This is a genomic window from Acinetobacter sp. FDAARGOS_515 (assembly GCF_003938865.1).
Classification (GTDB): Bacteria; Pseudomonadota; Gammaproteobacteria; order Pseudomonadales; family Moraxellaceae; genus Acinetobacter; species Acinetobacter ursingii.
In genome coordinates this window covers 167139-179611 of record NZ_RKIX01000003.1, presented here as the reverse complement: position 1 = coordinate 179611, position 12473 = coordinate 167139, and the positions used below count along the sequence as shown (strand labels likewise).

The window sequence follows — 12473 nt, the reverse complement described above, 5'->3', positions numbered from 1 at the left end:
TTATAATGTCGCTGTGCTTTGAGATGAATCATAATTTTGTTGTGCTTTGAGCACAGCTTCAATATGGGTTTCTGCCCATCCTTTGAGTTGTAATGCAGTTTGGGATACATCGCGACCTAAATCGGTTAAACGATATTCGACTCGAATGGGCGCAGTATCTTGTACCTCGCGCAAAATAAAGCCATCCCTTTCTAATATTTTTAGTTTCTGCGATAAAACTTTTGGAGAAATCCCTTCAATTTTTTTCTTGAGCAAATTGAAATGAATCGGTTTTTCTTCCAAGACATTTAAAATCAAGAGTACCCATTTATCTGCAATTTTTTCAAAAAAAAGACGTGCAGGACAATTTTGACTATAGACATTATATCCGCAGGCAGAATTCACGACTGTACTCCTAAATTGTGGCTTTTGTGTAAATATTTTATGAGAAAGCACTTGGTTACTTATTGGTAACTAATTGACACCTAGTTTCTAAAATATATCATTAATCTATCTCCATGCAAATAGGGCATTTCTAATGGCTAAGGTATCTCTGGTTTATTTTTCAGGCTATGGTCACACTAAGGTTTTGGCAGAAACTTTTGCCGCGCAAATTGAAGCGAATTTAATTGAAATTAATCAGGATGGTGATATTCAGGATCAAGACTGGCAGACGCTAGATGATTCTGCTGCAATCGTATTTGCAGCACCAACCTATATGGCTGCGGCGCCATGGCAATTTAAAAAATTCGCCGATGCTTCTTCAAAAAAATGGTTTACTCGAACTTGGCAAGATAAAGTTTTTGGTGGTTTTACCAATAGCGCCAGCTTAAACGGTGATAAACAAGTTACTCTAATCCAGTTCCAGACATTGGCATCACAACATGGTGGTATTTGGGTCAGTTTAGGTTTGTTGCCTGCCAATACTAAAACAGCAACGCGTCAGGATATCAATAATCTGGGTGGTTCAGTAGGTGCACTGATTCAAACTCCCGCTGATGCAAGTGTAGATGAAATTCCAGAAGGTGATATTGAGACAGTAAAAAGTTATGCACAGCGCATTCAAACGATTACTGATCAGTTTAGCCTAACAAAATAATGGTGTTCAATATTGGCTCAGATTTAACAGATCAATCCGACAACTTTTGGATCTAAAGCTGATTAAATTTGAGCCAAGTTTCATTGTCACTCTTTATTGAAAATCTTAGTTGAAAAATAAAAAATGGGATAAATTATTGAGGTTCAATTTATCTTTATCATCATGTGAACTAAGCAATGAATTTTCTAAAATCACGTATGATCCGATAACAAACATACAATCCGCTCAATGAAAATAAAATCAATGCGCCTAAGATATATTTTAAATTGTCTATATCATTCTGATAAAGCTGTTGAATATCTTGCTGTGACCAAGTCAAAGCGGTGGGTTGATTGTTTTGAATGTCTATCCATTGAATATTTTGAAAATAAAGATAATTTCCGATCGATTGAATGGTCGCTTTGCGGATGTAACGTGTACTAAATAGATTGTATTGATCCGTACAAACAGTTTTTAAATAGTGTTCACAACTGAGCTCCATCACATAACCGTGATCTTTTAGCACGATCAGCGCAGATTGATCTGGTTTTTGATTATTCGACATCAAGATGTATTGATGATCTGCATCTGTATCAAAATGCACGACTTTTCGACTTTCATACAGCTCATTACTGTTTAAAATATCCTGCGCTTTGATAAGACATGTGATGACCAAAGCGGCAGTAATTACAAAAATACAGATCGCTAGACTCAAGCGGAATATCTTTTTGATCGTTTGATGCATACTCATCTACTAAAATTTTAAAATTAAGCCCAAGACTTTAACATTCGAACCTGTTCAAGCATGTTGATTGTAAAAACATCATACACTCTTTGAATGGGTAGATTTTATGTTAAAAAAGCTAATTATTTCACAGATTGAGAGAAACTTTTCGTTAAAATTATCATGACTTTGAAATGACATTTTGATGTGTATTTTTATTAGAAATAATTGAAAACGGTTTCGGTTATTCCTGTAATAAGTGAAGGACTTTTATGGGTAATTATTTTTTACTACAAGCACTGAGCGTTATATTTGCACTTTCAATTGCAACCACGATGTTCAATAAGCGAATTTTAGATTTTCCTCAAGCCATTGGCGTGCCTATTGTTTCGGCTGTATTAGTATTTATTTTGCAATGGGGGGCAAACCTACTTCAAGGCAATCAATTTATCACCATCAATATCCATAATATTGAAGAAGCGGTACGGGGGATTGATTTTTATGACTTTTTAATCAATGGTGTGATCTGCTTCATCTTAACCTCCTCAGCGCTCAAATTTAAAATATCTGATTTACGAAACCATTGGAAACCGATCGGGATACTGGCCACGATTGCACTATTGCTTTGTGCGATTCTTTTTGCAGGTTTAATGTATGGTTTTCAATTTTTGATTGGTCATCCAGTTCCTATACTTGTATTACTCCTTTTAGGGTCAGCTTTGGGTGCAACAGATCCGATCGGTATTAAGGGTGTACTGAGTTCGGTTCGCGCTCCACATCATTTGATTGTTAAATTAGAAGGTGAATCTTTATTTAATGATGCCATGTGTATTGCGGTATTTATGACCTTACTCAATGTATTGCAAGGGGAACATTTCTCTCTTATGCATACACTTGAAAATTTCGTTTATGAAATTGTCGTTGCTGCGATGATTGGCTGGGCATTCGGTTTGGGGATTCTACGCTTACTTCGTGGGAAACATGAAATGGAATCGCTGATTTTAACAACAGCATTACTCGCTTGTGGTTCTTATTTGGTGGCATTATTCGCCCATGCTTCCGCACCGATTGCTTGTGTGATTGGGGGATTAATCGTAGGTAATAAATGGAAAGAAATATTACAGGAACGAGAAATCCGTGAAGTTAATCATTTCTGGCATACCGTGGAAGGGATTATTAATTCTTTCCTTTTCACATTAATTGGGTTGGAACTTTTTATTCTGGATTTAAATGCAAGCATGATTTTTGGGGGGATTCTTGCATTTATTGCGCTACATATTTCTAGATTTGCAGCAAACTTTTTATCCTTCTCATTTTTTCCATCATTTAGATCAAAGAGTTATAATGGTAGTTTGACGATATTATCTTGGGGTGGCGTACGTGGTGGTATTTCATTAGCATTAATATTAGCAGTCGCAAACGTTCCTGAATTACGTGAATATAGTAGTATTTTAATTGGTTATACTTTTATTAGTGTGCTGCTTTCTGGTGTAGTGTGTGGTTTGGGTTTACCTGCGGTGATGAATGCATTTTATTATAATCCGAATGAGAAAACTCAAGGATTTAAAGGCTGGTATCAACAACTTTGCAATAAAATGAATCGGCGTGGGTTTAAATACATTGTTGGTGAAGATGCCAACGGAATGGAGACTATTACTATTTACAACTCTGAAGTTATTATTGATAAAAAATCAGAAGATGGAATAGCCTCTGTGCATAATCCTAATAAAATTGAAGAAGTAAAACGTTTAGAGAATCCCGATAATTTTTAATGGGTTAGTTTTTTTTAGGTGGTTTTCAATATAGCTAAAAGTTTATGGATGTAACTTTTAGCTTTTTTATTAAATTTTGTTTAATAAATATATTAGAATGAATTAAAGTGAAAATGCTATTATTAAAAAATATTTAAACTAATTGAACTTAGTTAAAGATCATCTAAATAAATAATAATCTTATAGTGTATCTTTTGTATCGAAATGTATTCTAAATGTGACTTGATTTTGTTGTTAAATAAATTTTTATAAATTAAACAAATATTTATGTGCTTTGATTATGCATTAAGTGATTTAAGCATCATAATTTTTGTAATGTGTCATATTTTGCATATTTTATTTTTTAAATTTTAGGTTTTAAATAATATTTACATAAAAACTGAAGTATTTCTCATTTTACAGTGTGAGATATCGAAGTGAAATAATTAGAAAATAAAACCCTAAGACTAAATAAATAAGGAAATGAGAATATGTCAGACATACAAATTATTGCCAAAGCGAGCCATGCAACTTTAGTTAATTCAACTGCTAGTACCGTTAAATTAACAGAAGCCTCAGTTGTTTTAATAAAAGCCCCATCCACAGATGTTAAAGCCATTACAAGAAATGGAACGAGTGCAGTTGTCGAATTGAATAATGGCGAAAAAATCATTATTCAGGATTTCTTTAGTACCCAAACTGCAACTAACAATAGCTTAGTGTTTGAAGATGCACCTAATAAATTAATGTGGGCGCAGTTTGTCGATGCTCAAGGCAATGCGATGAATCCCGTTATCTATGAACCATTAACCAAGCTTGAGCCATTATTATATGATGATCATGGCAATGCGATTAGTCCGTGGGCATGGGTGGCTGGCGTAGCTGCTGTAGGGGCAATTGCTGCTGCGGCTGGTGGTGGAGGTGGATCATCAGGAGGGAGCGGCGCCACACCAGTTGACAATCCAGATAAAGTCGCGCCAAAAGTGACTCTTTCTACTCAATTGACGAATGATTCAACGCCCATATTGAATGGAACAATAGATGATCCAACTGCAAAAATCACAGTTGTCGTCGATGGAGTGAGTTATCCAGCTACTAATAATGGGAATGGTACTTGGACTCTGGCAGACAATACATTACCACCTTTAACTGATGGTTCGCATACCGTTGTGATAAATGCAACTGATGCCGCAGGAAATGTGGGGACAACCACTGGGACAGTGGTGATCGACACAGTGGCACCAACTGCCCCTGTTGTCAATCCAGTAAATGATACGGATGCAATTACAGGAACAGCCGAATCAGGTTCTACAGTAAAAGTAACTTTTCCTGATGGAACGACAGCCACAGTGGTTGTGGATTCTGATGGGAAATGGAGCGTACTAAATCCTGGACTTCATGATGGCGATAAAGTAACAGTGGTTGCTCAGGATCCAGCGGGAAATACTTCATCACCTACAGAGGTGTTTGTTGATGGTGTAGCACCAGCAGTGACTCTTGATGATCATTTAACCAATGATTCAACGCCTGCTTTAAATGGAACGGTTGATGACCCTGCTGCAAAAGTCACAGTTGTGGTTGATGGCGTGACTTATCCAGCTACGAATAACGGGGATGGAACCTGGACGCTGTCAGACAATACGTTACCTACTTTAACCGATGGTTCACATACCATTGTGGTAAATGCAACTGATGCAGCAGGGAATGTCGGGACAATAACAGATAATTTAGTGATTGATACGATTGCACCCAATGTACCAATAATTAATCCAGTAAATGGTACGGATACAATTACGGGAACAGCCGAATCAGGTTCTACAGTAAAAGTAACTTTTCCTGATGGAACTACAACGACAGTAGTTGCTGATTCTGATGGGAAATGGAATGTACCAAATCCTGGACTTCAGGATGGCGATAAAATAATAGCGGTCGCTCAGGATCCTGCTGGAAATAGTTCGCAACCTGCACAAGCAGTTGTTGATGGTGTGGCGCCAGTAGTGAGTTTAGATAATTTATTAACCAATGATAATACACCAGCATTGCATGGAACGGTTGATGATCCATCTGCAAAAGTCACAGTTGTCGTTGATGGTGTGAGTTATCCAGCTACGAATAACGGGGATGGAACATGGACGCTGCCAGACAATACATTACCTGCTTTAACCGATGGTTCACATACCATTCTGGTAAATGCAGCTGATGCCGCAGGAAATAGCAATACCATTTCCAAAGATATTTCTATCGATACCACAGCACCAAGTTTGACGATTGGCACAGCTGATATCACATTATCTCCTAACGAAACTGTAGATATCACCTTCAACTTTAGTGAGAAAGTCATCGGATTTGACTTGTCTGATATTCAAGTCACAGGAGGCTCAATTTCACAACTTCAAACCACTGATGGTGGCTTAACCTGGACAGCAAAATTTACCCAGTCTGGTACCGATCAGCCTAGTATTCAAGTTTCTGGCACTGGTTATACCGATCTTGCGGGTAATAATGGTACAGATGTCATATTGGATGGCAATAACAACTTTCATTATGATCCAGATGCAAAAGACGTGATAGGCAGTGTGGTGTTGTCTGCGGGAGAAGACGCAAATAATGATGGTGTAATCAATACAGCAGAATTAGGAGCTGACGGCAAAGTCAATGTTGATATTAGCTTAGGTGTAGATGCAGTTGTTGGGGATGTAATCGTAATCAATGGCGAGTCACACACATTGACGCAAGCAGAAATAGATGCACAAAAAGTTATTGCTGCGGTAAGTGTGGCTGATGGTAGCAATACTATAATTGTTACACATGACGATGGACTTGGCCATGTAGATACAGCTCAAACTATTGTTCATGTTGATATTACGCCTCCAAATGTTACGCCAATAATAGGATCAGTGAGTGATGATGTTGCCCCTATTGCTGGCACCCTGAATTCAGGGGATAGCAGTAACGACAAAACGCCAACCCTTATGGGTACGGTAGATCCGTCTGGTTTAACAGATGGCAGTGTAGTTACTATCTATGATAATGGGAATGCGATTGGTACAGCCGTGATTACAGACTCCGCTACGGGTTCATGGAGTTTTACACCATCAACTGATTTAAGTGAGGGTAATCACTCCTTTACAGTTGCTTTGGTTGATCCAGCTGGAAATAAAGGTGCTACGAGTCCTGCTTTTGATTTAACAATTGATACCATTGCTCCTACAGCTGGAACCATAATCTTTACTAATTTGATGGATAGTGGAGTACAGGGAGATGGTATTACTAATGATAATAACTTTGACCTCAGTATTTCTGGTCAGGAAGCGGGAACGACTGTTGTTTATCAAGAATTAATTGCTGGCACATGGACGGATTTAACTAGCCCGAATATTTCAGGCGCTAGTGATGGTGAGCATACTTATCGTGCAAAAGTAATCGATCTTGCTGGTAATGAAAGTACAACTCCCAATATTAATATTAGTATAGATACTACTCCACCATTAGCTGGTGCGCTGGAATTTACTAATTTGACGGATAGTGGAGTACAGGGAGATAGTATCACTAATGATAATAGCTTTGACCTCAGTATTTCTGGTCAGGAAGCGGGAACCACTGTTGTTTATCAAGAATTAATCGCTGGTACATGGACCGATTTAAGTGGTCCAAATATTACAGGTGCTAGTGATGGTGAGCATACTTATCGTGCAAAAGTGATTGATACGGCTGGCAATGAAAGTGTGACTGATAGTATTCGTATTGATATTGATACGACAGCACCAACTCTCACTCCAACTATAAATTCTGTTGAAGATAATGCAGTACCTGAAACGGGAGCATTGGATTCTGGTGATAGCAGTAACGACAAAACCCCAACCCTTATGGGTATTGTAGGTCCATCTGGTTTAACGGATGGCAGTGTAATCACTGTCTACGATAATGGTAACGCGATTGGTATAGCCGTAATTACAGACCCTGCTACGGGTTCGTGGAGTTTTACCCCATCAACTGATTTAAGTGAGGGTGATCATTCATTTACTGTCGCTTTGGTTGACTCAGCAGGTAACAAAGGCAATACGAGTCCAGCTTTCGATTTGATAATTGATACGACAGCGCCAAGTTTGACGATTACGACCAGTGATACCACCTTATCCGCTAACGAAGTAGTAGACATCACCTTTCATTTTAGTGAAAAAGTGATTGGATTTGATCAATCAGATATCCAAGTCCTAGGCGGTTCGATTTCCCAACTTCAAAGCACCGATGGCGGTTTGACTTGGACAGCAAAATTTACCCAATCAGGCACAGAACAACCAAGTATTCAAGTTTCAGGAAGTGGTTATACCGATCTTGCAGGTAATACGGGTACAAATGCGACATTGGATGGGAATAATGACTTTCATTTTGATCCAACTGCAAAAGATGTCATAGGTAGCGTGGCATTATCAGCAGGAGAAGATGCAAATAATGATGGTGTGATTAACACCGCAGAATTGGGTGTGGATGGTAAAGTCAATGTAGATATTAGCTTAGGTGCAGATGCGGTTGTTGGAGATGTGATTGTAATCAATGGCGAGTCACATACTTTGACGCAGTCAGAAATAGATGCACAGAAAGTTGTTACTTCGGTAAGTGTGGCTGATGGTAGCAATACTATAATTGTTATACATGACGATGGTCTGGGAAATATAGATTCAGCTCAAACGATTGTAAATGTTGATACCACAGCACCCAACAGCACCACCACCACAGTCATTATTAATAACATCACCGCGGATAACATCCTGAATGCAACAGAAGCTAGCGGCAACTTGACCATCAGTGGAAGTTTGACTGGAGACTATCGCGTAGGCGATGCGGTGACAGTCAATGTTAATGGCACAGATATTCCGACCACCGTACAAACAGGAGGAGCATGGAGTATTAGTGTTGCGGGCAGTGAATTGGTTGCAGATGCAGACAAAACCATCAATGTGAGTGTCAGCGCAAGCGATGCAGCTGGTAATGTCGGTGTGGTGACCCAAGATAAGGTTTATACGGTTGACACTACACCACCAGATAGCAGTAGTACCACTATTACTATTGATAACATCACCGCGGATAACATCCTGAATTCGACGGAAGCCAGCGGGAATGTGACCATCAGTGGAAGTGTGATTGGAGACTATCGCGTAGGCGATGCGGTGACAGTCAATGTTAATGGCACAGATATTCCGACCACCGTACAAACAGGAGGAGCATGGAGCATCAGTGTTGCGGGCAGTGAATTGGTTGCAGATGCAGACAAAACCGTTAATGTGAGTGTCAGTGCAAGCGATGCAGCGGGTAATGTCGGTGTGGTGACCCAAGATAAGGTTTATACGGTTGACACTACACCACCAGATAGCAGTAGTACCACTATTACTATTGATAACATCACCGCGGATAACATCCTGAATTCGACGGAAGCCAGCGGGAATGTGACCATCAGTGGAAGTGTGATTGGAGACTATCGCGTAGGCGATGCGGTGACAGTCAATGTTAATGGCACAGATATTCCGACCACCGTACAAACAGGAGGAGGATGGAGCATCAGTGTTGCGGGCAGTGAATTGGTTGCAGATGCAGACAAAACCGTTAATGTGAGTGTCAGTGCAAGCGATGCAGCGGGTAATGTCGGTGTGGTGACCCAAGATAAGGTTTATACGGTTGACACTACACCACCAGATAGCAGTAGTACCACTATTACTATTGATAACATCACCACTGATAACATCCTGAATGCAACAGAAGCCAGCGGCAATGTGACCATCAGTGGAAGTGTGACTGGAGACTATCGCGTAGGCGATGCGGTGACAGTCAATGTTAATGGCACAGATATTCCGACCACCGTACAAACAGGAGGAGGATGGAGCATCAGTGTTGCGGGCAGTGAATTGGTTGCAGATGCAGACAAAACCGTTAATGTGAGTGTCAGTGCAAGCGATGCAGCGGGTAATGTCGGTGTGGTGACCCAAGATAAGGTTTATACGGTTGACACTACACCGCCAGATAGCAGTAGTACCACTATTACTATTAATAACATCACCACTGACAACATCCTGAATGCAACAGAAGCCAGCGGCAACGTGACTATCAGTGGAAGTGTGACTGGAGACTATCGCGTAGGCGATGCGGTGACAGTCAATGTTAATGGCACAGATATTCCGACCACCGTACAAACAGGAGGAGCATGGAGCATCAGTGTTGCGGGCAGTGAATTGGTTGCAGATGCAGACAAAACCATCAATGTGAGTGTCAGTGCAAGCGATGCAGCAGGTAATATTGGTATCGTTACACAAGATAAGGTTTATACGATAGAAACAGTCGATGCTGTTAATGATACGGTTGATTTAGATATTATCAGCCAGACCTCAGTCACTTATGCACCAGTAATTGATAGTGACACTCAAGTATTGGGTTTGTTACAGTCGACTTATAACACTGACAATAGTGCATCAGTGATCGTTGCTCCTGACCAGTCTGGTTCATTGAAAATTGAGATTAGTCAGACAGCATTGGTTGCTGTGGCAGATGCATTCCGTTTAGATGTGATAGATAGCAGTGGAAATATTGTGTATTCGGCTGTGACTCAAAACTCTTTATTAGGAGATGTAGCCGGTCTTCCAATATTGGGGCTAACAGGCGATAACACTTTAACTGCAACCATCGATGGTTTATTACCTGGTAGTTATTCTGTGGTGGTAAGAAATGATTCTAGCACTTTAACGAATCTGCTTGATGCCGATGGTGGTGGAGTATCCTTACAAGATTTAGGGGATGCTGGCGTAATCATTGGTGCAAATAATCAGACAGTTATTTTAACTGCGCTATCAAATGCTTTGGGTTCTACACTTGGACCACTTGCGGTCAATTTACTTACTCCTGTTTTAGCTACACTTAATGGGCTTGGTGTTGATCAACTTGTAAATCCTATAGTTAGTGTTTTAAATACTATTGGTTTTACTGGACTTGCAGACACAATTATTTCAGATGTGGCTCAAGCCCTTTTAAGCAATACCTTGACTCTTCTTCAAACCACGACTATTACCACAACACTCACTGAAACTGATTTTGCCGTAGAAAGCGCTTCAGGAAATGTGATCACAAATGATCATCCAAATCAGGGTGATTTTATTACTTTAATTCAAAACAGTGAGGGTGTTCAAAAAGTAGTTTTATCTGATAATACTGATGTTACGCTTGCAGGGAAATATGGCACCTTAACCATCAAAGCAGATGGTACCTATACTTATAATGCCTATGGAGATGCAACATCAGCAGGAAAAACAGATGTATTTACCTATACGTTGTCTAACGGTATTAGCTCAGATCAAGCAACTTTAACCATTAATATTGCTGATAAAAGTGCAACTACTCTTAGTTTAAGTCTAGCTGCAGATAATGGAAGCAGTAATGCAGATCATATTACCAATAATGGAACGATAAATGTTACTGGAGTTGAGCAAAATGCAACATGGGAATATCGTGTAAATGGTGGTAGTTGGCAAACAGGTACAGGTTCAAGCTTTACATTAAATGATGGTATTTATACCAGCGTAGAGGTTCAACAAAAAGATAGTGCGGGTAATGTTAGTGCAATAACCGATTTGGGCGCTGTAACGATTGATACCACACCGCCTTTGCTCAGTATTTTGGGTGCGCAGGACAATGTAGGCGTGTCGCAAAATAATTTATATTTTGGGGCAACTACAGATGACTCAACACCAACACTGTATGGGAAAGGAGAGCCTAATACTACGATTAGCATTGTTCAGGATGGTGGAACACCTATAACCGTGAATGTTGACGCAAGTGGAAATTGGAGTTACACGCCAACAAACGCATTGACCTCATCTGCGACAGGTGTTCAACATACTTGGGCAATTAGCGCGGGTGATGTTGCTGGAAATCAGACAAATTCAACATTTACTCTTAATGTAACTGGACCAGCAGCACCAATTGCTGCGGCAAATAGTAATGCATTGTTAGGTTTAGTGGGTGCAGATGTTACGGGCTTAATTGATTTAAATAAGCAGTTCTTTGTAGCGGCTGATGTTAATAACAATTTATCAAAAGTTGAAATTACATTAGATTCAACAGTCTCATTAGGTGGTGAAAAGTTTGAATATTCGCAATATTTAGCAGAAATGTTTGGTTTAAAAATAACTGCACAGACAAGTAGTTTGACGGTTACGGATCCTCTCTTGGGAATAGTTCTAATTCCTGGCCAACCAGCCAAAATTACCATTGAGTCATTAACTGCAAATACCCCACTTGATAATCAGATCATTAATGAGTTTTTAGCTTCAGTGAAAATGTCGGGTGGCCTTTTAGGGGGAGTTTTAAGCCTCAGTCTTTTGAATGATTTGACGATTAAAGCAACGGATCTGACAAATCTTTCAACAGAATATACTCGAATGGATTTAGCTGATGCGGGAGTCTTGAAAAACTTACTTTCTGGAAATAATACGCCAGTACATGTAGGTACATCTGGAGATGATTCTTCATCACTGGATTATGCAAGTAGCACATCATCTGTACATCTATATGGTCTTGCTGGTAATGATATATTAAAGGGCGGATCTGCTAACGATATACTTCGAGGCGGCGATGGAAACGATATTTTGAATGGGGGCGCCGGAAATGATTATCTTAATGGTGGTTCTGGACAAAATACATTTAATGGCGGTTCGGGTTCAGATACGGTATTCTTTGATCTTTTATCCAATAACAGTTTAGGCGGTCATAGTGGGTTAGATACTTGGACAGATTTCCATGTAGGCAATATCACGACAGACCAAAATGCGGATAAAATTAATGTCTCAGAGTTGTTGGATTCTTCTGCCAACGCTGGAAATATCAATGATTATTTAAGCTTGGTTAAAGTGAGTGATACGTCTTATAAACTCAATGTTGACCGCGATGGTACAGCTGG

4 protein-coding genes and 1 pseudogene are annotated in these 12473 nt (G+C 39.7%); 3 read left to right on the top strand and 2 right to left on the bottom strand.

Annotation, left to right across the window (positions count from 1 at the left end; genetic code table 11):
* Window positions 1-384 (bottom strand): winged helix-turn-helix transcriptional regulator, encoded by a 384-nt coding sequence (locus tag EGS47_RS02420; RefSeq protein ID WP_119686493.1) that lies wholly within the window; start codon window positions 382-384, stop codon window positions 1-3.
* 133 nt (window positions 385-517) lie between these two features.
* On the opposite strand from EGS47_RS02420, the gene EGS47_RS02415 reads away from it, so the two are divergent.
* On the top strand, window positions 518-1078 hold the full coding sequence (locus EGS47_RS02415) for a flavodoxin family protein (protein ID WP_119686492.1): 561 nt from the start codon (window positions 518-520) through the stop codon (window positions 1076-1078).
* A 169-nt stretch (window positions 1079-1247) separates the two neighbouring features.
* Here the strand turns inward: EGS47_RS02415 and EGS47_RS02410 are convergent, their stop codons facing one another.
* Complete coding sequence (locus EGS47_RS02410) at window positions 1248-1808, bottom strand: hypothetical protein (RefSeq protein WP_228711788.1); 561 nt, start codon at window positions 1806-1808, stop codon at window positions 1248-1250.
* Window positions 1809-2053: 245 nt separating this feature from the next.
* Between EGS47_RS02410 and EGS47_RS02405 the strand changes: the two genes are divergently transcribed.
* Together EGS47_RS02405 and EGS47_RS18590 are read left to right on the top strand one after the other, a co-directional pair.
* Window positions 2054-3553 carry a cation:proton antiporter gene (locus EGS47_RS02405; protein WP_119686490.1) on the top strand — a complete coding sequence of 500 codons (1500 nt, stop codon included), beginning with the start codon at window positions 2054-2056 and terminating at the stop codon, window positions 3551-3553.
* 470 nt (window positions 3554-4023) lie between these two features.
* A pseudogene (locus EGS47_RS18590) lies at window positions 4024-12234 on the top strand (Ig-like domain-containing protein); the annotation flags it as partial.
* Window positions 12235-12473: the final 239 nt, after the last annotated feature.

Coding starts and splice junctions, on each gene's coding strand:
- EGS47_RS02410 (WP_228711788.1), bottom strand. CDS start 1,808: ATGAGTATGCATCAAACGATCAAAAAGATATTCCGCTTGAGTCTAGCG.
- EGS47_RS02405 (WP_119686490.1), top strand. CDS start 2,054: ATGGGTAATTATTTTTTACTACAAGCACTGAGCGTTATATTTGCACTT.
- EGS47_RS02415 (WP_119686492.1), top strand. CDS start 518: ATGGCTAAGGTATCTCTGGTTTATTTTTCAGGCTATGGTCACACTAAG.